The sequence below is a fragment of the Methylococcus geothermalis genome (assembly GCF_012769535.1).
GTDB classification, from domain to species: Bacteria; Pseudomonadota; Gammaproteobacteria; order Methylococcales; family Methylococcaceae; genus Methylococcus; species Methylococcus geothermalis.
In genome coordinates this window covers 593,532-617,169 of the sequence record NZ_CP046565.1, presented here as the reverse complement: position 1 = coordinate 617,169, position 23,638 = coordinate 593,532, and the positions used below count along the sequence as shown (strand labels likewise).

Here is a 23,638-nt window from a genome sequence, read left to right as displayed (position 1 = left end):
GTGGCGGGGCTGCTGATTTTCGGCTACGGCAACCCGAGCCGGGGTGACGACGCGCTCGGGCCGCTGTTCCTCGAAGCGCTGCAAGAACGCTTGGCCAGCTCGCCAAGGGCGGATGTCGAATTCCTGCAGGATTTCCAGCTCCAGATCGAGCATGCGCTCGACCTCGCCGGGCGAGAACGGGTGCTGTTCGTGGACGCCCACCTCGACTGCCCGCCGCCGTTCCGGTTCGAACGGCTCGTTCCCCTGCGCGACGGCAGCTACACCACCCATGCCGTCAGCCCGCAAGCCCTGCTGGAAGTCTACCGGCGCCTCAACCGCGGCGAGCCGCCACCCTCTTATCTCCTGAGCATCCGCGGAGAGCGGTTCGGCCTGGGAGACGCCCTAAGCCGGGAGGCGGAATCGAATCTTCAGTCTGCGCTGCGTTTCGCCGAAGCGCTCATCAGCGAGACGACGGGGACTGGCTGGGATTCCCGTCCCAGCGGACCGGATCAGAAATACGGTTTTTCCTTGGCCTGATTGTAGCGCTCGATGCTGCTGGAAATTTCCAGCCGCGCCTCGTCGATGTCGCCCCAGCCGTTGATCTTCACCCACTTGCCTGGCTCGAGATCCTTGTAATGCTCGAAGAAATGGGCGATCAGCGCCAACTGCGGCTCGGGGATGTCGCGATAGGACTTGACCTTGGCGTACAGCGGCGAAAGCTTGTCGACCGGCACGGCCAGCACCTTGGCGTCGCCGCCGGACTCGTCTTCCATCTTCAGGACGCCGATCGGCCTGCACCGCACCACCGAGCCGCTCAGCAGGCGGCAGGGCGCGATCACCAGGACGTCGACCGGATCGCCGTCCTCCGACAAGGAATGCGGCACATAGCCGTAGTTGCAGGGATACTGCATTGCCGTGCCCATGAAACGGTCGACGAACAGGGCGCCGGTCTCCTTGTCGACCTCGTATTTCACCGGATCGCTGAACGCCGGTATCTCGATGACCACATGGATGTCGTCCGGCACCTGCCTGCCGGAACTGACTTTCATCAACGCCATGACTTCTCTCCAGAAATGAGCAAATAGCCCATTATAACAGTCAGGAAAAGCCGGGATGGCGCCGGAAGATTGACGGTCCGGATCACGTTCTTCCCGGAACCTGTTTCTTTGAAGATGGCATGAACGATGCTGCGGAACATAAGCGCCCCAACAGGCTCCAACATCAGATTGGCGACTTGCTCTGTGATGGCGGCATCGATGACACCAACCCTTTTGAAGAGGACTCCTCATGTCGAGACTTAACAAGAACAACCTCCTGTTGCTCGCCCTGCTCCAAACACCGGGCTGGACTCATGCTTATTCCATAGACCATGGCGACATCTACGACGGCAACGGCCAAGCCGTGCAGTTGCGCGGACTCAACTGGTTCGGCTTCGAAACCGCGGACCACATTGCCCACGGCCTGTGGGCGCGCAACTGGAAGGACATGATCGCCCAGATGAAATCCCTGGGATTCAACGCCGTGCGGCTGCCGGTCTGCCCGGCGACGCTCGACGGCGTCGCCGTCAACAACTTCAATGCGACGCTGAATCCCGATCTCGCCGGCAAGAATTCGCTGCAGATCCTGGATGCCGTCATCGCCGAATTCGATCGCCAAGGGTTTTACATCCTGCTCGATCATCACCGGCTGGACTGCAACGACGGCATAGCGGAACTTTGGTACGGCCCGGCCTACACCGAGCAGCAATGGATCGGCGACTTGAGCTTCATGGCGAACCGCTACAAATCCCTTCCCCATTTCCTGGGCATCGACCTGAAGAACGAACCGCACGGCGCCGCCACCTGGGGCACCGGCAACACCGCCACCGACTGGAACGGCGCGGCGGAGAAGGCCGCCGCGGCGGTGCTCGCCGCCGCACCGGACCTGCTGGTGTTCGTCGAGGGCATCCAGGAAAACCCTTCCTGCAGCGGCAGGATCAACCATTGGTGGGGCGGCAATCTGGAACCCCTGGACTGCCATCCCCTGGCCATCCCGGCGAACCGCTTGGTGCTGTCGCCCCATGTGTACGGGCCGGACGTCTATGCCCAGCCGTATTTCGCCGCACCCGACTTCCCGGCCAACATGCCGGCCATCTGGAACGCCCATTTCGGCCAGTTCAAAGACAAGGGTTACACCATCGCCATCGGGGAAACCGGCGGCAAATACGGCCACGGCGGCGATCCCAAGGACAAGGTGTTCCAGAATGCCCTGGTCGATTACCTCGTCGGCAAAGACATCCGGCATTTGTTCTACTGGGCGTGGAATCCCAACAGCGGGGACACCGGCGGAATCCTCCAGGACGACTGGACCCATGTCTGGCAGGACAAGGTCGACCTGCTGAGCCGCTTGTGGGGAACTGCGACGCCCTCGCCGACGCCGGTGCCGACTTCGACGCCCGCGCCGACTCCCACGCCTGCACCGGCTCCCGCCTGTGCGGACGGAATCGACAATGACGGCGACGGAGCCACCGACTATCCCGCCGATCCCGGCTGTTCCTCTGCCGCCGACACCGACGAATCCAACCCGGTCACGACGCCTGCGGAACAGACTCTCCCGGCTAAGCTGACGATCGGCTCCGACTGGGGCACCGGCTATTGCACCGACGTCGCGGTGACCAACGGCACCTCCACCCCGGTGAAATGGAAGACATCATTCACCGTACAAGGGACGATCAACAACCTGTGGAACGCGGCTTACACTCAGACAGGAAGCCAAGTCGACGCCTCCGGCCTCAACTGGAACGAAACGCTCCAGGCCGGCGCCACCGCCACCTTCGGATTCTGCGCCGACCGGCCCGCCCCCAAGGCGGCATGTGCCGATGGCGTCGACAATGATGGCGATGGCCTTGGCGATTATCCGGCCGATCCGGGGTGCACCTCCACCGCCGACACTGATGAGACCAATCCGGCCGCGGGCGGGCTGCAAACGACGCTGACCGTTCCATCGGATTGGGGCACGGGCTATTGCGCGCAGGTCGACGTCCGCAACTCCGGTTCGGCACCGATCGTCTGGCAAGTCAGCCTCGCCATCGAAGGCACCATCGACAACCTCTGGAATGCCGTCTACACCCAGTCCGGAAACCTGCTGACCGCGAGCGGCCTCGACTGGAACAAGACGGTACCCGCCAACGGCACGGTTCAATTCGGGTTCTGCGCCGTGCGTTGACCCCTAACGAGGCAAGCTCGACGCCGCCGTGAGCACCGCCGTCCGAAGCCTCGCTGCGACCATCTCCCGAGGGTGACCCGGATGTCCCCTCGGGTTTCCCGATACCTCCGTCCTCTCGGGGAAACGCTAGGCGCCGAACAGGACGATGCGGGCCATCGCGTAATACCCCTTGAGCCTGGCGAGCGCGCCCGGCGCCGGATGCAAGGGATAAACCCCGGGCATCGCCTGGCCCTTCGCCAGCCTGGCGATCTTGCGCCTCACCGGTGCGTCGAGCTGGCCGTTGGCCGCCAGTTCCATGAACAGCGCCTTGACGTTGCCCAGGTCGAAGAAATCGCGCTGCCAGCACCATTGGTCATTGCCGCCATAGCGGAACCAGGAACCGCCGAGCCCGGCGACCTCGTAATGGCTGCCGTCCGGCCGTCGGGCCGGCGACACCTGACGCCAGAAACCGATGACCTCGCCCTGCGCCTCGTCGATCAGCACGTGGTCGTAGGGGTAGCGCCATTGCTCGAAACCCTCCATGTGGAAGCCGAGCGCCCAGTCCATGATCTGCTGCCGCCCGCGGGCCAGGAACGCCTGGTCGGGCCCCATGTTCCAGCCGTATTCGGCGTCTTCGGTGTACATCGCGCCGAGTGACTGGATCCAGTCGCCGGCCCGCTCCGCATCGCGGTTGGCGGCCAGCCAGCGCTCGACCATTTGTTCCAGCTCGGCTCGGGGGTAGGCGGGCATGCGAAGTCCTCTTCTGTCGTCGTGGTGGGCCAAAGAGACCCGCCTGGAGCGGGCCCGATCGCGTGAACCGATAGTCTAACCCGTTCCCGGCGCGTCAGCGTCCGATGCTCGCGGCCTGCTGGTCGGCATGGTAAGACGAACGCACCAGGGGGGCGCTGGCGACGCTGGCGAAACCCAGGTCCCGCGCGCAATCGGCGAGTTCGTCGAATTCGGACGGGGGAACGTAGCGCGTCACGGGCAAATGGTCCCGGCTGGGCTGGAGATACTGGCCCAAAGTGAGCATCTCACAACCACGGCCGCGGAGATCGCGCAGCACCTCGCGAACTTCGTCCAAGGTCTCGCCCAGGCCGAGCATCAGCCCCGACTTGGTCGGCACGCCCGGCACCCGCTCGCGGAACCGAGCCAGGAGATCCAGCGACTGGTGGTAGTCGGCGCCGGGCCGCGCCTGGCGGTAGAGGCGGGGCACGGTTTCGATGTTGTGGTTGAACACGTCCGGCGGATCGGCGGCGAGCAGATCGAGCGCCGTTTCGATGCGGCCCCGGAAATCCGGGGTCAGAATCTCGATGGCGAGCCCGGGACAGCCCGAGCGCAAGGCCCGGATACAGGCGGCGAAATGCCCCGCGCCGCCGTCGCGCAGATCGTCCCGGTCGACCGAAGTGATCACCACGTAACGCAGCCCCAGCAGGGCGATGGTTTCCGCGAGATGGCCGGGTTCCGCCGGGTCGGGCGGTGCCGGGCGGCCGTGGGCGACATCGCAGAAGGGGCAGCGGCGGGTACAGATGTCGCCGAGGATCATGAAGGTGGCGGTGCCGTGGCCGAAACATTCCGCCAGATTGGGGCAGGCCGCTTCTTCGCAGACACTGTGCAGGCCGCGCTCCCGCAGCAGCCGCTTCACGCGCTGGACTTCCTCGCCGGTACCGGCGCGTATCCTGATCCAGTCGGGCTTGCGCAAAGGCGTCGCGACGGGTTCGACCTTGATGGGGATGCGCGAGAGCTTTTCCGCTCCCCGTTGATGGGAAGCTGGCGTCTGGCGCGAAGGCGCCTTATTGTCGTCGAAGGTTTTCATGCCGCGATGTCCTCGTCGCCGAGCTGGACCATCAATTCACGCACCAGCGCCGCCGCTGGCTCGAACACCTGCACATCCACGCCCAGATCAGCCAGCCGCGTCACCGGCAAGCCGGCATGGCCGCAGGGATTGATCCGGCCGAAGGCTTCCAGCTCGGGACGGACGTTGAGAGCGACCCCGTGATAGCAGCAGCCGCGCCGCACCCGCAGGCCGAGCGATGCGATCTTGGCCCCCGCCACGTAGACGCCGGGCGCATCGCTGCGTGCCTGCGCACTCAGGCCGTACTGGCGCAACAGCGCGACGACGGATTCTTCCAGCGCACTGACCATCCGTCTCACCCCGAGTTTGCGCCTTTGCAGGTCGACCAGGGCGTAGAGCACGAGCTGGCCGGGGCCGTGATAGGTCACCTGTCCGCCCCGGTCGGTCCGGACCACCGGCACATCCCCGGCATCGAGGATATGGGCGGCATCCCCGTTCATGCCGAGCGTGTAAACCGGCGGATGCTCGACCAGCCACAGTTCGTCGTCCACCTCGCCGCCGCGCTGCTCGGTGAACCCCTGCATGGCGCGCCACACCGGTTCATAGTCGGCTCGCCCCAGCATGCGGACACGGAAGGCCATCGGCGTTCAGTTCAGCAGAAACAGGGTGGCCAGCCCCAGGAAGATGAAGAATCCCATGCCGTCGGTGATGGCGGTGAGCAGCACGCTGGTGCCGATGGCCGGGTCGAGGTCGAGGCGGGCGCGGATCAGCGGGATGAACAAACCCGTCACCGCGGCTACCAACAGGTTGAGGGCCATGGCCGCCGCCATCACGGAAGCCAGTGCCGGGTCGCGGTACAGCGCATACGTCAGGGCACCGATGACACCGCCCCAGACAATCCCGTTGAGGAGGCCGATGCCGATTTCCTTCAGCACCAGGCGGCGCACGTTTGACGAATCGACCAGCCCCAGCGCCAGCGCACGAACGATCAGGGTGCTGGTCTGGGTGCCGGTATTGCCGCCGATGCCGGCGACGATGGGCATGAGCGATGCCAGCGCCACCACCCGCCCGATGGTGTCATCGAACAGACTGATGACACGGGTGCTGGCGAACGCGGTCAGCAGGTTGATGCCCAGCCATACCCAGCGGTTTTTGACGCTTTTCCAGATGCTCGCAAACAGGTCTTCCTCCTGCATCAGGCCAGCCTGCGCAAGCGCTTCTTCGTCGGACTCCTGGCGGATGTAGTCGACGATGGCGTCGATGCTGACCCGGCCTTGCAAACGCTGCTGGTCGTCGACCACCGGCACCGAAAGCAGGCCGTAGCGCTCGAAGGCGCGGGCGGCGACGGAAGCATCATCGTCCAGATGGAACATCACGACATCCCGGGACATGACGTCGCCCACCCGTGCATCCGGGCTCCGCAGCAGGAGGCGCTTGAGCGACAGCACGCCCCGGAGCACGCCCTGCTTGTCGACCACGAACAGCTTGTCGGTGTTCTCGGGCAAGTCGCCGCGCTGGCGCAGGTAACGCAGCACGACGCCGAGCGTGGTGTCCTCCCGGATGGCCACCATGCCGAAGTCCATGAGCGCCGCGACGGTATCCTCCTCGTAGGACAGGACCGATTCGAGCTGGGCGCGAGTCTGGTCGTTGAGCGACTTCAGCAGATCCTGCATGACCTCCTCGGGGAGGTCGGGGGCCAGGTCCGCGATCTCGTCGGTGTCGAGCTGCTCGGTGGCATGGAGCAGCTCCTCCCGGTCCATGTCGGAGATCAACGACTCGCGCACGGCATCCGAGACATGCAGCAGGATTTCGCCGTCCATCTCGGGATCCACCAGCGCCCAGATGGCCAGACGCTGCGCCTGCGGCAGGGCCTCCAGCACGAAGGCGATGTCGGCGGCATGGAGCGAATCGAGCTTCTGCTTGAGCGCGACCTGATGCTGCTTGTGCATCAGGCTTTCGATCAGCTCATGCCGGGACATCGGTTGATGCCGAAGAATCGTTTCCTCCAGTTTCTGCTTGTCCAGCAGGTCCAGCACTTCGCGCACGAGCCGGCGCAGTCTTTCGTCACTGGTTTCGATGAGGGAATCGGACATGGCGGGAAACGGACGTCGGTGATCACGGCGCCGGCGGAGCCGCCGGCGGATGGGAAGTGCGTCCGGGCTTATACCATAGCCGGACGGAGTTATCGTTAAAGAACCATCAGCACGCCGGGCAGGGTGCCGATACGCCCGTAGATCGCCTCGATCTGAGCCTGGCTCGAGGCCGTGATCGTCACCGTCACCGCCACGAACCTGCCGCCGCCGCTGGCCCGGACGGTGACGCTCACCTCTTCCAGCTCGGGCGCGGCGAGACGCACCGCAGCCTCGACCGAAGCGGCGAACCCGCCCTCGGCCGAGCCGAATACCTTGATCGGGAACTCGCAGGGGAAGTCGAGCAGCTCGTCCAGGCTCATGCCATCACGCCGCTCTTGAGTCTGCGCTTGAAATCCTGGTACAGCGCGCTGACCCGCTCCCACACGCGCCCGGGGCTTCCCCGACCGACCGGTCGGCCGTCCAGCTCGACCACCGGCAGCACTTCCCGAGTCGAACTCGTGATCCAGATTTCCTCGGCCCCGGCGAACTCGTCCAGCGGGATCGCTCGCTCCCGTGCCGGCAGGCCCTCCGCCTGAACCAGCTCCAGCACCAGGTCGCGGGTGATGCCCGGAAGCAGTTCCGGCCCCTTGGGCGGGGTGACGATCACGCCCTCGATCACCGCGAACACATTGCTGGCCGTCCCTTCCGTGACGCGGCCATCGCGGACCAGGACCGCCTCGGCGCAGCCCTTATCGGCAGCCTCCTGCCGCAGCAGCACGTTGGGCAACAGCGTGATGGCCTTGATGTTGCACCAGCGCCAGCGGATGTCGTCCAGCGTGATGGCGCGGACCCCGGCCAACGGGACCGGCGCGATCGGCGAACCCATGGCGAAGACCGTGGGCGTGACGCCGGCCGGAATCGCATGGTCGCGGGCGGGGCCTGCCCCACGCGTCACCTGCAGATACACCGACTGGTCGTCCGGCCCGTCGATCAGACGGCCGACGACTTCCGCCCACTCGGCCCGGCTCAGGGGAGAAGTCATGCGGATGCCGCGCAGGCTGCCGTCCAGCCTCGTGAGATGCTCTTCGAGCCGCAGCGGCTGCCCGCCATAGACGGGGATGACCTCGTAGACGCCGTCGCCGAACAGGAATCCCCGGTCCAGGACGGACACGCGGGCCTGTTCCAGCGGCAGAAACTCGCCGTTGAGATAAACCAGGGGACTGTTCATGCCGGAAAGTTCGAATCTAGCCCTGCCGCTTCAGCCAGAGCAGGATGTGATCCAGCGCCCGGCGGAAAATGCCGCCTTCCGCGACCTCCTGCAAAGCCACCAGATCCCGCTGGGCGACCGTTTCGTTGTTGAACGTGACCTGGATGCTGCCCAGCTTGTCGCCTTTCTTGACCGGCGCCATGGCGTTGGCATCGACTTCCATCGCCGTCTTCAGGTTCTGGAACTGCCCGCGCGGAAAGGTCGCATACAAATCCTCGTCCACGCCGACCGGCACCTCGGTCTGCTCGCCTTTCCAGATGCGGGCCTTGGCAAGCTCTTCGTTGCCCTTGTGAATCGGCTTGGTTTCAAAGAAGCGGAAGCCGTAATTGAGCAGGGCCTCATTGGCATTGGCGCGATCGGTATCGCTCTTGGTGCCCAGAACCACCGAAATCAGGCGGTCGCCGTCGCGCAGGGCGGACGTGATCAGGCAATAGCCCGCTCCTTCGGTGTGGCCGGTCTTGACACCGTCCACCGAGGGATCGCGCCACAGCAGCCGGTTGCGGTTCACCTGCTTGATGTCGTTGAACACGAATTCCTTGATGGCGTGCCAGGCATAGTATTGCGGAAACTCCTTGATCATCGCCCGGGTCAGCGTCGCGAGGTCGCGGGCGGTGGTGTAATGGTCCGGGTCGGGCAGTCCCATGCTGTTCTTGAAATGGGTGTTGGTCATCCCCAGACGCTCGGCATTCTGGTTCATCATCTGGGCGAACACCGACTCGTCGCCGGCCACATGCTCGGCCAGGGCGACGCTGGCATCGTTGCCGGACTGGACGATCATGCCCTTGAGCAGGTTTTCCACCGAGATCTGGGCACCGACCTGGGCGAACATCCGCGAGCCCTCGGTGCGCCAGGCCTTTTCGCTGACGGTCACCATGTCCTCCAGCTTGACGTGCCCCTTGGACAGCTCGCGGAACAGGATGTAGGCCGTCATGACCTTGGTCAGGCTGGCGGGCTCGAGGCGCTCGTCGGCGTTGCGCTCCGCCAGCACCCGGCCGCTGAAGAAATCCTGCAGCAAATAGGCCTTGGCCGGCAGCTCGGGCGGCGCGGGAATCAGCGGCGGCTCCGCCCGGAGCGGCAGGCACCACCCGGCCAACAGGACAAGGGAAAGGAAAACATGCCATCGGGCGTGAATCAGGAGGGCTTTCACGTTCATCCGCCGTAGGGTTGGGTTGATTTGCAGTTTCGGTAGTTTAACACGCGGCCCGCCACGGGCGACCCGGCATCACCCGCCCTTCCGGGCGGCGATGGCGCGGCCCAGCTGATAGACCGCCATCGAATAGAGCGGGCTGTGGTTGTAGCGGGAAATGACGAAGAAGTTTTCCAGGCCCAGCCAGTATTCGGGGCCGGCCTCCAGCTCGAACCGCAGCAGCTTGACGGGGGAGGCGTCGGGGAGGGGACGCTCGGGCTCGATGCCGAGGCGGCGCAGTTCGACCAGGGAGCTGGCGGGCTTGAGATCCTTGCCGAGATAGGGAGCATAGTCCCCCTCACGCGCCGTGGCCCGGACCGCGACCTCCTCGCCGGGGCGCCAGCCGAACCGCGCGAAATAGTTGCCGATGCTGCCGATGACGTCGGCCGGATTCGACCAGATGTCGCGCCGGCCGTCGCCGTCGAGGTCGGTCGCATAGTGGCGGAAACTGCTGGGCATGAACTGGGGCCAGCCCATCGCGCCGGCATACGAACCCTTGAGCACGGTGGCGTCCAAGCCTTCCTCGCGGCACAGAAGCAGAAACTGCTCGAGCTCGGAGCGGAAAAAGTCCGCCCGCCGCGGATAGGCGAAGGCGAGGGTGGCCAACGCATCGATCACCCGGAAGCCGCCGGTGTTGCGCCCATAAAGGGTTTCCACCCCGACGATCGCCACGATCGTCTCGGCGGGTACGCCGTAGCGCTGCTGCACCTGCTTCAGGGTCTCGGCATGCTGGCGCCAGAACGCCACTCCGCCCAGGATACGGGCCTCGGTGACGAAAAGCTTGCGGTATTCGTACCAAGGCTTGGCCTCGGCGGGACGGGCCATCGCCGCCAGGATGCGTTGCTGTATCGCCACCCCGGCGAACAGCCGCTCCAGCATGGCGGGATCGAACCGGTGGCGCACCTTCATGTCCTGGATGAAAGCGGCGACCTCGGGCCGCTGGGCGATACCTTCCGCCCCGGCGCCGGCAGCCAGCATGGAGGAAAGGAACAGGGCGTACCGAAGTCTCATGGGCTCAACCCGGCAACAGCTTGCGGTGAGTCTGGATGGACATCAGGATACCGAAGCCGGCGAGCAGGGTCACCATGGACGTCCCGCCGTAGCTCACCAGCGGCAGCGGCACGCCCACGACCGGCAGGATACCGACGACCATGCCGGTGTTGACGAAAACGTACACGAAAAATGTCAGGGTCAAGGCGCCGCTCAGCAATCGGGTGTAGGCATCCTGCGCCTGGATCGAAATGTGGATGCAGCGCCCGATGATGAACAGATAGATCGCCAGCAGCCCCAGACAGCCGATCAGGCCGAACTCCTCGGCCACGACCGCGAAGATGAAATCGGTCGACTTCTCCGGCAGGAACTCCAGCTGGGCCTGGGAGCCCTGCAGCCAGCCCTTGCCATAGAATCCGCCGGAGCCGATGGCGATCTTGGACTGGATGATGTGATAGCCGCGGCCCAGCGCGTCGGCCTCGGGGCTCAGGAACATCAGCACCCGGTCGCGCTGGTAGTCGTGCAGGAAATGCCAGACCACGGGCAGCAAGCCCGCCCCGACGCCGCCCAGCAACAGCAAATAGAGCCAGCGGATGCCGGCGAGGAACACCACCACCGCACCGGCCGCACCGACCAGTATCGCGGTCCCGAGATCGGGTTGTTTGGCGATCAGCCCCACCGGTATCGCGATGAAGACGCCGGCCACGGCGATATGCCGGAACGCCGGAGGAACCGGGCATTCGGACAGATACCAGGCGACCGTCATCGGCACCGCCAGCTTGAGGATTTCCGACGGTTGGAACCTGAGCACGCCGAGATCGAGCCAGCGCTGGGCGCCCTTGCCGATCTCCCCCATGACCAGCACCGCGGCGAGCAGCAGCACCCCCACGCCGTACAGCATCGGGCTGTAGAAACGGAAATGGCGCGGATGGATCTGGGCGATGGCCAGCATGACCGACATCGCCAGCAGCAGGCGGAGCCCCTGGCGCAACAACACATCGAAGCTCTGGGCCGAAGCGGAGTACAGAATCACCAGGGCCACGCCGGACAAGGTGATCAAGCCGGCGAACAGGGGAATGTCGATATGGATCCGCTTCATGATGCGTTCGAAGCGGGTCTGCTCGGCACCGAGACCGGCCAGGCCGTAATCGTATCTCATGGCGCACGCCCGTTCAGATAGCGCTCCATCACCGCCCGGGCGACCGGCGCGGCCACGGAGCCGCCGTGGCCCCCGTGCTCGGCGAGCACGGCCACGGCGATGCGGGGCTGTTCGGCCGGCGCGAAGGCGATGAACAGGGCATGGTCGCGCATCTCCTTGCTCACCTCGGACTCCCGGTATTTTTGACCCTGACCGACGGAAAACACCTGCGCCGTCCCGGTCTTGCCCGCGACATGGTAGGAAAGGCCCGCAGCGATGCTCTTCGCGGTGCCGCGGGCGCTATGCACGACATCGATCATCGCCTGGATCACCGTGTCCCAATGCTCCGGCGCAATGGCCAGATTGTCCCCGACGGCTTCCTCCGGCGCCGCGCCGGCCTCTCCCTGCGCCGCATCCAGCAGTCGCGGTATCACCACGCGGCCGCGGTTGGCCAGGATGGCGGTCGCCCGCGCCAGTTGCACCGGCGTCACCCCCACGTAGCCCTGGCCGATGCCGGTGATGACCGTCTCGCCCGGAAACCAGGGGTATTTGCTGTGTTTCTTCTTCCACTCCTTGGAGGGATAGACCCCCGGCAGCTCGCCCGGAATGTCGATGCCGGTGCGCTTGCCGAAGCCGAACCGCCCCATGAATTCGCTCAGCTTGTCGATGCCCAAGCTCAGTGCCAGCTTGTAGAAGTACACGTCGCAGGACTGGGTGATCGCCGATTTCAGATCGACCGCGCCGTGGCCGCCCTTGCGCCAGTCGCGGTATTGGTGGGACGAGTTGGGCAACTGGAAATAGCCGGGGCAGGACACTTTGCGATCGGCCTGGAGGTCTCCGACTTCGAGCCCCGCCAGCCCTTCGAACGGCTTCACCGTCGACCCAGGCGGATACACGCCGCGCAGGGCCCGATTGTACAAAGGCCGGTCCGGCGATGACTGCAGGCGATCGTAGTCCGCTTTGGGAATGCCGTAGACGAAAGGGTTGGGATCGAAGCTCGGCTTGCTGACGAAGGCCAGCACCCGGCCGGTCGCGGGTTCCATCGCCACCACGGCGCCGTTGTATTCGCCCAGGCCGTCGATCGCGGCCTGCTGCAGCGTGATGTCCAGCGACAGCCGCAGATCGGCGCCAGGCACCGGCGGCACCGTATTCAGCACGCCGATCGAACGCCCCTGCACGTTGGTTTCCAGCTCCTGGTGGCCGGTCTTGCCGTGCAGCAGGGTCTCGTAGGTCTTTTCGATCCCGCTTTTGCCGATGTGGTAAGTGCCGCTGTAGAGCGAAGGATCGAGCATCTTCAGATCGGCCTCGCTGATTCGGCTGACATAGCCCACGGCATGGGCCGTCAGCTCGCCATAAGGGTAGGTGCGGATCATCCGCACGTTGATCTGGACGCCGGGAAAAAACGGCTGCTTGACCGCGAAGCGGGCGATCTGCTCTTCCTCCAGCCGCATCTTGAGCGGAATGCTCTCGAAACTCTTGTGCTGGGATTGGAGCTTGCGGAAGCGCCGGATGTCCTCGTCGCTCAGGCCGAGCAGGGTCTGGAGTTCGGCAAGGGTGGCGTCCAGATCGTCGATGCGCTCCGGCACCAATTCCAGACTGTAGGAGGGGACATTGTCGGCCAGCACCTCGCCGTTGCGGTCATAGACGATGCCGCGGGTGGGCGGCAGCGGCGCGATCTTGACGCGGTTGTCCTGCGACAGCATCGCATAATGCTCGTGGCCGACGATCTGAAGGTAAACCAGGCGCGCCACCAGCGCCGCCACCGCCAGCAGGAGCAGGACGACGCTGAAGGCGATGCGGGCCTGGAACACCCGGACGTCGTTCTGGAGTCTTCGCACTGCGCGGACGCTCATGGGATCGGGATTGCCAGCGAAAACATGCGGCTAGACCGCGCCGAAACGGCGCCGCAGCCCGTCGAGCACGGCACAGGCCAAAGGCCAGACCAGGCCGCCGGACAGCGCCGCGAACCAGTAGCCTTCCAGCGCGCTGCCCGCGCCGCGGATCTGCCGGGTCCACAAGGTGAGCAGGAGCCCGAGCCCGAGGAGAAGCACGACTACGAAAGCCTGCTGGAGCATCGGATAGAGCTGGAAACGCCGGTGAAATCTCACGCCGACATAGACGACCACGCTGTAGGCCAGCGCCTGCTGGCCCAACAGCCGGCCGGTCAGCGCATCCGCCATCAGGCCGGTCAGCCAGGCCGTGCCCACCCCCACGCGATCGGGAGCGGCCACGGCCCAGTAAATCAGCAGCAGCAGGATCCAGTCCGGATTCCACGGCGCCCAGGCCTGAGGCAAGGGCAGGATCCGCATCGCCATCGCGACCGCCAGGCTCGCGAAAATCAGGATGCGGGGGGAAGACCGCCTAGCGGGGGGCATGCTGAACCGATGCGCCGCCGGCACCGTTCGCTGCGGGAGACGGACCCTCCTGCACCTTGTCCTGGACATCGGTCCGGGTCCAGACCAGCAGGACCTCGTGGATGCGGTCCAGCGGAGCGATCGGCTCCGCGGAGACCTTCGCCAGCGAACTGCCGGTGCTGGAAATGTCCACCACCGTCGCCACCGGATAGCCGGCCGGAAACACGCCGCCCATGCCGGAGGTCACCAGCCGGTCGCCCTCCCGGATGTCGGCGCTGCCGCTCAGGTACGGCAGGATCAGCCGGTCGATCCGGCCGGTGCCGACCGCGATCGTCCGCAGGCCGTTGCGCTCGATCTGGACCGGGATGGCATGATTGGGGTCGGTGATCAGCATCACTTCGGCGCTCACGGGCGACACCCGCAATACCTGTCCCACCACGCCGCGGGAATCGAACACCGGCTGACCGACATGAACGCCGATGTTCGAACCCTTGTTGGCCAGGACCAGATGCTCGTAGGGGACCAGGTTGACCGACAGCAGTTCGGCGATGAGGAAATGCTCGCCGATCTTGATCGACGCCCCCAGCAATGCCCGCAGGCGGATGTTTTCCTGCTCCAGCGCGGAGAATTTCGCCAGCCTGGCTTCCAAGCGGATTTGCTCCTCCTTGAGCCTCTGGTTTTCTTCCAGGATGCCGGCATAGCCGGACAGGTTATCCTGCACCCAGCCGGCGAAGCGCACCGGGGCGCTGACGAGCTGCTGCAAGGGGTAGACCGCGGCATCCAGCCCGCTGTGGAGCGCGCCGATCGCGCCGCGGCGGTCGGCCGCGAGAAACACCAGGGACGTGATGGCGAAGACCAGCAGCCGGAAGTTCTGGGCCGGCTTTTTGGTGAATGCGAGTTTGATGGCGTGCCCCTCTCGTCGCAACGCTGGCGGGCTGCAAACCTATTCGAGGAAGAACGGTGTCCCGCCTTTCCGATCCAGCAACTCCAGCACCTTGCCGCCGCCGCGGGCCACACACGTCAGGGGGTCCTCGGCCACCACCACCGGCAGGCCGGTCTCCTCCGCGATGAGCCGGTCGATGTCCTTCAAGAGGGCACCGCCCCCGGTCAGCACGATGCCGCGTTCCGCCACGTCGGCGCCCAGCTCCGGCGGGGTCTGCTCGAGCGCCTGCTTGACCGCCTCCACCACGCCCGCGAGCGGCTCCTGCAAGGCTTCGAGGATCTCGTTGCTGTTCAGGGTGAAGCTGCGCGGGATGCCTTCCGCCAGATTCCGCCCCATGACCGAGATTTCCGTCACTTCGCTGCCGGGATAGGCCGAGCCGATCTCGTGCTTGATGCGCTCGGCCGTGGCCTCGCCGATCAGGGTACCGAAATTGCGCCGGACGTAGTTCATGATCGCCTCGTCCAGCCGGTCGCCGCCGATGCGGACCGACGCCGCGTACACCACGCCGTTGAGCGAGATGATGGCGACTTCCGAGGTGCCGCCGCCGATGTCGATCACCATGGAGCCGCGGGCCTCGCTCACCGGCAGCCCCGCGCCGACCGCGGCGGCGATAGGCTCCTCGATCAGGTGAACCTCGCGCGCGCCGGCGCCCTCGGCGGAATCCTTGATCGCCTTGCGCTCCACCTGGGTGGAGCCGCAGGGCACGCAGATCAGCACCCTGGGACTCGGGCGCAGCAGGCGGTTCGGATGAACCTTGTGGATGAAATACTGAAGCATCTTTTCCGTCAGGGTGAAATCGGCGATGACGCCGTCTTTCATCGGACGGATGGCTGTGATGTTGCCGGGAGTGCGGCCGAGCATGGACTTTGCCGCGGCTCCCACGGCGGCGATGGACTTGGCCCCGCGATTCTTGTCCTCGCGGATCGCCACCACCGAGGGCTCGTTCAGGACGATGCCCTGGCCCCTGATGTAAATCAGGGTGTTGGCCGTGCCCAGATCGATCGACAGATCATTGGAAAAATAACCGCGCAGACGCTTAAACATCGGGAACCGGCCTAGCCAAAAAACCATACTCTAGCAACGGGCTGGGGGGGGCAGCAAGACATGCGTTATCATAGGGATGGTATCGCCCATCAACAGGATGCATTCATGTCGCTCAGCGCAGCAGAAGTCAACAAAATCGCGTGGCTGGCGCGTCTGGCCATCGACGACGACAAGGTCGAGGCCTATGCCCGCGACCTGTCGCAGATTCTCGATTTCGTCGAGCAGCTCGGCAGCGCCGACACCAGCCAGGTCGCGCCGATGGCGCACCCCTTGGACGAGGCCCAGCGCCTGCGCCCCGATGCCGTGACCGAAGCCGATCAGCGCGCCTTGTTCCAGAGTCAGGCGCCCTTGGTCGAGGCCGGCCTTTACCTCGTTCCCAAGGTCATCGAATAGTCCGGTACCGCCCGGCCTCGTTATCATCCTACAGTCGCGACCCGCACATTCCGGAGCCCCATCGCATGCATCACAAGACCATCGCCGAACTGGCCGCCGGTCTCGAACGGAAAGAATTCAGCAGCGTCGAGTTGACGCAAGCCTGCCTCGAACGCATCGAGCGCCTCGATGCCTCGCTCAACTGTTTCATCACGATCACTGCGGAGACCGCCCTGGCCCAGGCCCGGGCCGCGGACCTGCGGATCGCCCAAGGCGATGCCGCTCCCCTCACCGGCATCCCGATCGCCCAGAAGGATATTTTCTGCACCCGGGGCGTGCGGACCAGTTGCGGCTCGCGGATGCTGGACAATTTCATCTCGCCCTACGACGCCTGCGTGGTCGAGCGCTTCAACGCCGCCGGCGCGGTCATGCTGGGCAAGCTGAACATGGACGAGTTCGCCATGGGGTCGTCCAACGAGACCAGCTTCTACGGGGCGGTGAGGAACCCCTGGAACACGTCCACCGTCCCCGGCGGCTCTTCCGGCGGCTCGGCCGCCGCCGTCGCCGCGCGGCTGACGCCGGGCGCGACCGGCACCGACACCGGCGGCTCGATCCGCCAGCCGGCGGCCTTTTGCGGCATCACCGGCATCAAACCGACCTACGGCCGGATTTCGCGCTGGGGCATGATCGCCTTCGCTTCCAGCCTGGACCAGGCCGGCCCGATGGCGCGCACCGCCGAGGACTGCGCCATCATGCTGCAGGCCATGGCCGGTTTCGACGAGCGCGATTCGACCTGCGTCGACCGTCCGGTGCCGGACTACCGCGCGGCCCTCGGCAACAGCCTGGAAGGCCTGCGCATCGGCTTGCCCAAGGAATTTTTCGGCGAAGGCCTCGATCCCGCCATCGCCGGCCTGATCCAGGATGCCGTGGACGAATACAAGCAACTGGGCGCCACCGTCAAGGACGTCTCGCTGCCGCACATGCATTTGTCGGCCCCGGCTTATTACGTGGTCGCCCCGGCGGAATGCTCGTCGAACCTGGCCCGCTTCGACGGCGTCCGCTTCGGCCACCGCTGCGAGAACCCCGCCGATCTGGCCGATCTCTACACCCGTTCGCGCGGCGAAGGCTTCGGTGCCGAGGTCAAGCGCCGCATCCTGATCGGCACCTATGCACTGTCGGCCGGCTATTACGACGCCTATTACCTCAAGGCCCAGAAGATCCGCCGCCTGATCAGCGAAGACTTCCGTCGCGCCTTCGAGGAAGTGGACGTCATCATGGGCCCGACCTCGCCTTCGGTCGCGTTCGAGTTCGGCGCCAAGAGCGCCGATCCGATCGCCATGTATCTGTCGGACATCTACACCATCGCCGTGAACCTGGCCGGCCTGCCCGGCATGTCGATCCCGGTGGGCTTCTCCAACGGCCTGCCCGTCGGCATGCAGATCATCGGCGGCTACTTCAGCGAAGACCGGCTGTTGAACGTGGCCCACCGCTACCAGCAGGCCACCGACTGGCATACGCGCGCGCCGGCCGGCCTTGCCGATTAACACCCAGCTACAGGTGCCTTAAGAACATGCAATGGGAAACCGTCATCGGGCTGGAGATTCACGCCCAGCTCGCCACCCGCTCGAAGATATTCTCCGGCGCGGCTACCGCCTACGGCGCCGAACCCAACACCCAGGCCTGCGCCGTCGACTTGGGGCTACCCGGCGTCCTGCCGGTGCTCAACCGCGAAGCCGTGGCCATGGCGGTCAAGTTCGGCTTGGCCATCGGCGCCGACATCGCGCCGGTGTCGGTGTTCGCCCGCAAGAATTATTTCTATCCCGACCTGCCCAAGGGCTATCAGATCAGCCAGTACGATCTGCCCGTGGTCGCGCGCGGCCAGCTCAACATCAACGTCGACGGGCGGGAGCTGACCATCGGCATCACCCGCGCCCACCTGGAGGAAGACGCCGGCAAATCGCTGCACGAGGACTTCCACGGCTACACCGGGATCGACCTGAACCGGGCCGGCACGCCTCTCTTGGAAATCGTGTCCGAACCGGACCTGCGCTCGGCCAAGGAAGCCGTGGCCTACATGAAGAAACTGCACGCCCTGGTGCGCTATCTGGAAATCTGCGACGGCAACATGCAGGAAGGTTCGTTCCGCTGCGACGCCAACGTCTCGATCCGGCCCAAGGGCCAGAAAAAATTCGGCACCCGCGCGGAAATCAAGAACCTCAACTCGTTCCGCTTCGTGGAAAAGGCGATCAATCACGAGATCGAACGCCAGATCGAGATTCTGGAGTCGGGCGGCCAGGTGATCCAGGAAACCCGTCTGTACGACTCGGTGAAGGACGAAACCCGCTCCATGCGCAGCAAGGAGGAAGCCAACGACTACCGCTACTTCCCCGATCCGGACCTCTTGCCGCTGGAAATCAGCAGCGGCTTCATCGAGGAGGTCAAGGCCACCCTGCCGGAGCTGCCGGACGCCAAGCGCGACCGCTTCAAGGGCCAATACGGCCTGAGCGACTACGATGCAGAGGTGCTGACCGCGACCCGCGAAATGGCCGACTTCTACGAGACGGTGGTCCGCGAGGCCGCCTGCGATCCCAAACTATGCGCCAACTGGGTGATGGTGGAACTGTCGAGCCTGGTGAACAAGGACGGACTGGAAATCACCGAATCGAAGATCGACGCGGCCGGGCTGGCCGGCCTGATCCGCCGCATCGCCGATGACACCATTTCCGGCAAGATCGCCAAGCAGGTCCTGGAGGCGATGTGGCACGAAGGCGGCAGCGCCGACGACATCATCGAGAGACAGGGCCTCAGGCAGATCACCGACGCCGGCGCGATCGAGGCAATCATCGACCAGATCATCGCCGCCAACCCCGAGCAGTTGGCCCAGTACCGCGCCGGCAAGGACAAACTGTTCGGCTTCTTCGTCGGCCAGGCCATGAAAGCGACCCACGGCAAGGCCAACCCGGCCCAGCTCAACGAGCTGCTCAGGAAGAAACTGCAATAACCGCGAAGTTTCCGTGGGGGGAGCATCAAGCCTCCCCCCCACGCCCTCCGCAAGTCTCGGCAGACCTTCCGCCAAAGCAGCGGGCGGGCTACCCTAGGTGAACCATCCCCGCTGCGACGGATGAGACGCCGAGGACCCTCACCATGAAACGCAAGCCCACCGCGACCCGGAAACCCCATCCGCCGGCGCAATGGCATCTGCTCGAACCGTGGCAAACCGTCGCCTGGCTCAGGGTCGACCCGCAAACCGGGCTGTCGCAGCAGGAAGCCGAACAGCGGCTCGCCGCGCAGGGACCGAACCTCCTCCAGGAGCAGCGGCTGCGCAGTCCGCTGGCGATGCTGCTGGGCCAGTTCGCCGACTTCATGATCGTGGTCCTGCTCCTGGCCGGCCTTGTCTCCGGCCTGGTCGGCGAACTCGCCGACACCGTGACCATCATGGTCATCGTCGTCCTGAATGCCGTCATCGGCTTCATCCAGGAATACCGTGCCGAGCGCGCCATCGCTGCGCTCAAGAGCATGGCGGCTCCCACCGCACGGGTCCTCCGGGACGGGCGGCATCACGATCTGCCGGCCCACGAACTGGTTCCCGGCGACCTGGTGCTGCTGGAAGCCGGCAACGTCGTGCCCGCCGACATCCGCCTGCTGGACACGGCCCAATTGCGGGTGGAAGAAGCCATCCTGACCGGCGAGTCCCAGCCGGTCGGCAAGTCCACCGAAGCGATACGGAATCCGGACGCCGCGCTCGGCGACCGCCGCAACATGGCTTTCAAGGGGACGATCGTCACCTATGGCCGGGGCATGGGCAGCGTGATCGCCACCGGCATGGAAACCGAACTCGGCAAGATCGCCCAGCTCCTGCGCGAGGAGAAGGAAAGCCGCACGCCGTTGCAGAACCGTCTGGCCCAGCTCGGCAAGCGGCTGGCTCTGTTGGTGCTGGCGATCTGCGCCATCATCTTCGTGGTCGGCCTGCTGCGCGGCGAACAGCCGATGCTGATGTTCCTCACCGCCGTCAGCCTCGCGGTCGCCGCCATTCCGGAGGCCCTGCCGGCGGTCGCGACGGTCTCCCTGGCGCTGGGCGCGCGCAAAATGATCCGGCAGCACGTGCTGATCCGGCGCCTCCCCGCGGTCGAAACCCTGGGTTCGGTCACCTATATCTGCTCGGACAAGACCGGCACCCTCACCCAGAACCGCATGCAGGCCGAAGCCTTCTTCGTCGACGGCCGCACGGACCCCGACCTGCCGGAACTCTTGCTGCGGGCGATGGCCCTGAACAACGACGTCCGGCTCGACAAGGACGGACGTCCGCTGGGCGACCCTACCGAAACCGCCTTGTATGAAGCCGCCGCCGCCGCCGGCTTTCGAGGCATCGAGCTCGCCGCCGCCTGCCCACGCATCGGAGAAATTCCTTTCGATGCCGAGCGCAAACTGATGACGACGCTCCATCGCGAAGGCGACAAGCTGGTCGCCTACACCAAGGGCGCCCCCGAAAACCTGTTGCCGCAATGCCTGACGGCATGGAGTGCCGAAGGTCCCCGCCCCCTCCCGATCGACGATCTGGGGAAAATCGCCGAACGGATGGCCTCGGAAGGCCTGCGCGTCCTGGCCCTGGCTTTTCGGGAGTGGCCGGAACCGCCGGCGGATTGGTACTCCGAAACCGTCGAAACCGGGCTGTGCTTCCTTGGCTTCGTCGGACTCATGGACCCGCCGCGACCGGAAGCGGCGGAAGCGGTAGCCCTGTGCAAAACGGCGGGGATCAAGCCGGTCATGATCACCGGCGACCATCCCGCCACCGCGCGCACCATCGCCCGCCGCCTCGGCATCGCCGGCGACGGCGACTCGGTCCTGACCGGGGACGAATTGGCCCGGCTGAGCCTGGCGGAATTCGAAAAACAGGTGGAGGAAATCCGGGTCTATGCCCGCGTCGCCCCCGAGCAGAAGATCAAGATCGTCCGGGCCCTGCAGGACAAGGGCGAGTTCGTGGCGATGACCGGCGACGGCGTCAACGACGCGCCCGCCTTGAAATGCGCCAACATCGGCGTGGCCATGGGCAAGATCGGCACCGACGTGGCGCGGGAAGCCTCCCACATGATCCTCCTGGACGACAACTTCGCCTCCATCGTCGCCGCCGTCCGGGAAGGCCGCCGCATCTTCGACAACATCCGCAAGTTCATCAAATACACGATGACGAGCAACTCGGCGGAGATATGGACGCTGTTCCTCGCGCCCTTCCTGATGCTGCCGATCCCGCTGCTGCCGATCCATATCCTGTGGATCAATCTGGTCACCGACGGCCTGCCCGGCCTGGCGCTAGCCGCCGAGCCTCAGGAAAGAGGCATCATGCACCGCCCCCCTCGGCCGCCGCGGGAAAGCATCTTCGCGCATGGCATGTGGCAGCACATCCTGTGGATCGGTCTGCTCATGGGCGGCATTTCGCTATTGTCCCAGGCCTGGGCCTACCATACGGGATCGGCTCACTGGCAAAGCATGGTGTTCACCGTGCTGACCCTGTCGCAAATGGGGCATGTCCTTGCCATCCGCTCGGAAAGGGAGTCGTTCTTCGCACAGGCGTTCTTCTCGAACAAGCCCTTGCTCGGCGCCGTGCTGCTCACGTTCCTGCTGCAGATGGCGGTGCTCTACATCCCGTCTCTGCAGCCCATCTTCAAGACGGAGGCGCTGGAACCGCACGAACTGGCGGTGTGTCTCGTCCTGTCCAGCGTGGTGTTCTGGGCGGTGGAACTGGAGAAGTGGATGCGGCGGCGCGGCTGGATTTATAAGGACCACCGCGAAGCCGGCCAATGACGGATCATTCCGGCGCCAGCAGGAGCTCGACTTCGCTCAATGCCGACGCCGGTCCGATCCGGAAGCCCCGCAGTTCCAGCACCCCCTTGGTATTCAGCGAGACGATGAGGTGCAGCGCTTCCGGGTAGGCGGCGAATTCCAGATCGACCGATGAGGGCACGGCCGGGGCCGTGGGATGCGAATGGAAAATCGCGAACAGCTCTTCTCCCCGCTCCCGCATCGTACGCATGGCCTCGATCTGCCCCTTGGGATCGAGCAGGAAGCGGCATTCGGGACGGTCGGCGACGTTGGGCACCGGATAACAGCGCATCCTCCCCCCGCCGTCAGCGCCGATGAGGCCGCAGACCTCGAGCCCAGGCGATGCCTGGGCCGAATGAAGAATCTGGTTGACCAGATGCCTGGGGATCGCGCATCGCTCCTTAGCCATTTGATGATGTCTCCTGTGGAGGGGGTCAGGAAGGCTTGCCCGGCGGGGCCGTCCGGATATGCGCTTCGATGACGCCGAAGCCGCCCGTCCGATCGCAGGACGACTGCATCACCCGAAGGCGAGCGGCCGCGCCCTTGTACGCCAGGCCGCGTCCGCCGGACGTCGCCGACACGGCAACGTCGTAAATCCCGGCGCTCAGCCCCAGGAAGGGCAGCGCCACCCAAAGGCGCCCTCGTCCTTCGGCCAGACACAAGTGCTCCGCCACCGGCACAAGGGTCGTAGCAGTGAGCAGACCCGCCGTGTTCCAGAATTCGAGCCGCAGTTCGACGGACTCGAACTTCCGCACGGCCCGGTATTCCAGCTCGAACGCAAGCGGCTGGCCGGGGGCCGCCTGCAGGGGCTCGGCCGCCGCGCCGGCGAAATCCAGCCCGGCCGAGAAATCTTGAGGCCTCGCCGGCAGGGCGCCCAGCGACTTCAGATTGCGATTGAAGTAGCCCACGGCCTCGTAGTATTTCCCGAACACCGCTTCCGGACGGCCCTCGGCCACGGTCTGGCCGTCGAACAGCAGCAGGCAGCGGTCGGCCACCTGGAGCACGTTCATCTCGGAATGGGAAACGAACACCAGTGCGCTGCCCTCGCGCTTGAGGGTGTTGAGCCGCTCCAGGCAGCGCAGCTGGAACGCGACATCGCCCACCGCCAGCACTTCGTCGATGAGCAGGACGTCGATCGGCATGCAGGTGGCGATGGCGAACTCCAGCCTGGCGTACATGCCGTCGGAATACTGCTTGACCGGCCGATCCAGCGCCGCCTTCAGTTCCGCGAAGGCGACGATTTCGTCCAGCCTGGCGTCGGTGTCGCGCTTGGACAACCCCAGCTCCGCGCATTTGAGGTAGACGTTTTCCCGGCCGGTGTACATCGGCTGGAGCCCGTAGCCCAAGCGGATCAGCGATTTCACGGCGCCTCGCAGCTCGACCCGCCCGGCGTCCGGCCGGTGTTCGCGGTTGAGCATCCGCAGCAAGGTGCTCTTGCCGGCGCCGTTGGGACCGATCAGGGCAAGACACTCGCCCGGCCCGACGTCGAGGGACACGT

At 65.4% G+C, this 23,638-nt stretch carries 21 protein-coding genes and 1 pseudogene; 6 read left to right on the top strand and 16 right to left on the bottom strand.

Annotated features, from left to right (window positions below):
• Window positions 1–516: a hydrogenase maturation protease gene (locus GNH96_RS02905; RefSeq protein WP_169602128.1), complete on the top strand. Its 516-nt coding sequence runs from the start codon at window positions 1–3 to the stop codon at window positions 514–516.
• Here GNH96_RS02905 and ppa read toward each other — a convergent pair.
• Window positions 489–1,037 (bottom strand): inorganic diphosphatase, encoded by a 549-nt coding sequence (gene ppa / locus GNH96_RS02900; RefSeq protein WP_169602126.1) that lies wholly within the window; start codon window positions 1,035–1,037, stop codon window positions 489–491. The genes GNH96_RS02905 and ppa overlap by 28 nt on opposite strands.
• Before the next feature lie 229 nt (window positions 1,038–1,266).
• Between ppa and GNH96_RS02895 the strand changes: the two genes are divergently transcribed.
• Window positions 1,267–3,183: a glycoside hydrolase family 5 protein gene (locus tag GNH96_RS02895; protein WP_169602124.1), complete on the top strand. Its 1,917-nt coding sequence runs from the start codon at window positions 1,267–1,269 to the stop codon at window positions 3,181–3,183.
• A 126-nt stretch (window positions 3,184–3,309) separates the two neighbouring features.
• Here GNH96_RS02895 and GNH96_RS02890 read toward each other — a convergent pair whose 3' ends face one another.
• The 13 genes from GNH96_RS02890 to GNH96_RS02830 all read right to left on the bottom strand — a co-directional run bounded on the left by GNH96_RS02890 (window position 3,310) and on the right by GNH96_RS02830 (window position 15,951).
• Window positions 3,310–3,912 carry a Cif family virulence factor gene (locus GNH96_RS02890; RefSeq protein WP_169602122.1) on the bottom strand — a complete coding sequence of 201 codons (603 nt, stop codon included), beginning with the start codon at window positions 3,910–3,912 and terminating at the stop codon, window positions 3,310–3,312.
• Window positions 3,913–4,006: 94 nt separating this feature from the next.
• Window positions 4,007–4,978: a lipoyl synthase gene (gene lipA / locus GNH96_RS02885; RefSeq protein ID WP_169602120.1), complete on the bottom strand. Its 972-nt coding sequence runs from the start codon at window positions 4,976–4,978 to the stop codon at window positions 4,007–4,009.
• Window positions 4,975–5,598: a lipoyl(octanoyl) transferase LipB gene (gene lipB / locus GNH96_RS02880; RefSeq protein ID WP_169602118.1), complete on the bottom strand. Its 624-nt coding sequence runs from the start codon at window positions 5,596–5,598 to the stop codon at window positions 4,975–4,977. The genes lipA and lipB overlap by 4 nt, the downstream gene beginning before the upstream one ends.
• Before the next feature lie 6 nt (window positions 5,599–5,604).
• The gene (gene mgtE, locus GNH96_RS02875) at window positions 5,605–7,050 is read right to left on the bottom strand and encodes a magnesium transporter (RefSeq protein WP_169602116.1); all 1,446 of its coding nucleotides are present in this window, start codon (window positions 7,048–7,050) and stop codon (window positions 5,605–5,607) included.
• A gap of 95 nt (window positions 7,051–7,145) precedes the next feature.
• A complete protein-coding gene (locus GNH96_RS02870) occupies window positions 7,146–7,409 on the bottom strand; it encodes a YbeD family protein (protein WP_169602114.1) in 264 nt (87 codons plus the stop codon).
• Window positions 7,406–8,257, bottom strand: a complete 852-nt coding sequence (locus GNH96_RS02865; protein WP_169602112.1) for a D-amino acid aminotransferase — start codon at window positions 8,255–8,257, stop codon at window positions 7,406–7,408. Before GNH96_RS02865 ends, GNH96_RS02870 begins: the two co-directional genes overlap by 4 nt.
• Before the next feature lie 16 nt (window positions 8,258–8,273).
• On the bottom strand, window positions 8,274–9,449 hold the full coding sequence (locus GNH96_RS02860) for a D-alanyl-D-alanine carboxypeptidase family protein (protein WP_169602110.1): 1,176 nt from the start codon (window positions 9,447–9,449) through the stop codon (window positions 8,274–8,276).
• Between the two features lie 69 nt (window positions 9,450–9,518).
• Complete coding sequence (gene mltB, locus GNH96_RS02855; protein WP_169602108.1) at window positions 9,519–10,493, bottom strand: lytic murein transglycosylase B; 975 nt, start codon at window positions 10,491–10,493, stop codon at window positions 9,519–9,521.
• A 4-nt stretch (window positions 10,494–10,497) separates the two neighbouring features.
• The gene (rodA, locus tag GNH96_RS02850) at window positions 10,498–11,631 is read right to left on the bottom strand and encodes a rod shape-determining protein RodA (RefSeq protein WP_169602106.1); all 1,134 of its coding nucleotides are present in this window, start codon (window positions 11,629–11,631) and stop codon (window positions 10,498–10,500) included.
• A complete protein-coding gene (gene mrdA / locus GNH96_RS02845; RefSeq protein ID WP_169602104.1) occupies window positions 11,628–13,463 on the bottom strand; it encodes a penicillin-binding protein 2 in 1,836 nt (611 codons plus the stop codon). Before mrdA ends, rodA begins: the two co-directional genes overlap by 4 nt.
• 30 nt (window positions 13,464–13,493) lie before the next feature.
• Entirely contained in the window at window positions 13,494–13,925 is a 432-nt protein-coding gene (mreD, locus tag GNH96_RS02840; RefSeq protein ID WP_267313389.1) for a rod shape-determining protein MreD, read from the bottom strand.
• Between the two features lie 46 nt (window positions 13,926–13,971).
• Window positions 13,972–14,889 (bottom strand): rod shape-determining protein MreC, encoded by a 918-nt coding sequence (mreC, locus tag GNH96_RS02835; RefSeq protein ID WP_169602100.1) that lies wholly within the window; start codon window positions 14,887–14,889, stop codon window positions 13,972–13,974.
• A gap of 18 nt (window positions 14,890–14,907) precedes the next feature.
• Window positions 14,908–15,951 (bottom strand): rod shape-determining protein, encoded by a 1,044-nt coding sequence (locus GNH96_RS02830; RefSeq protein ID WP_169602098.1) that lies wholly within the window; start codon window positions 15,949–15,951, stop codon window positions 14,908–14,910.
• A gap of 105 nt (window positions 15,952–16,056) precedes the next feature.
• On the opposite strand from GNH96_RS02830, the gene gatC reads away from it, so the two are divergent.
• The 4 genes from gatC (at window position 16,057) to GNH96_RS02810 (ending at window position 22,122) form a co-directional block, all read left to right on the top strand.
• Complete coding sequence (gene gatC, locus GNH96_RS02825) at window positions 16,057–16,344, top strand: Asp-tRNA(Asn)/Glu-tRNA(Gln) amidotransferase subunit GatC (RefSeq protein ID WP_169602096.1); 288 nt, start codon at window positions 16,057–16,059, stop codon at window positions 16,342–16,344.
• Window positions 16,345–16,409: 65 nt separating this feature from the next.
• Window positions 16,410–17,867: an Asp-tRNA(Asn)/Glu-tRNA(Gln) amidotransferase subunit GatA gene (gene gatA, locus GNH96_RS02820; protein ID WP_169602094.1), complete on the top strand. Its 1,458-nt coding sequence runs from the start codon at window positions 16,410–16,412 to the stop codon at window positions 17,865–17,867.
• A 26-nt stretch (window positions 17,868–17,893) separates the two neighbouring features.
• Entirely contained in the window at window positions 17,894–19,324 is a 1,431-nt protein-coding gene (gene gatB / locus GNH96_RS02815; RefSeq protein ID WP_169602092.1) for an Asp-tRNA(Asn)/Glu-tRNA(Gln) amidotransferase subunit GatB, read from the top strand.
• 143 nt (window positions 19,325–19,467) lie between these two features.
• A complete protein-coding gene (locus GNH96_RS02810; protein WP_169602090.1) occupies window positions 19,468–22,122 on the top strand; it encodes a cation-translocating P-type ATPase in 2,655 nt (884 codons plus the stop codon).
• Window positions 22,123–22,126: 4 nt separating this feature from the next.
• Here GNH96_RS02810 and GNH96_RS02805 read toward each other — a convergent pair whose 3' ends face one another.
• The gene (locus GNH96_RS02805; protein WP_169602088.1) at window positions 22,127–22,549 is read right to left on the bottom strand and encodes a M67 family metallopeptidase; all 423 of its coding nucleotides are present in this window, start codon (window positions 22,547–22,549) and stop codon (window positions 22,127–22,129) included.
• Between the two features lie 25 nt (window positions 22,550–22,574).
• Window positions 22,575–23,633: pseudogene (locus GNH96_RS02800) on the bottom strand (ABC transporter ATP-binding protein); the annotation flags it as partial.
• Between the last annotated feature and the right edge of the window lie 5 nt (window positions 23,634–23,638).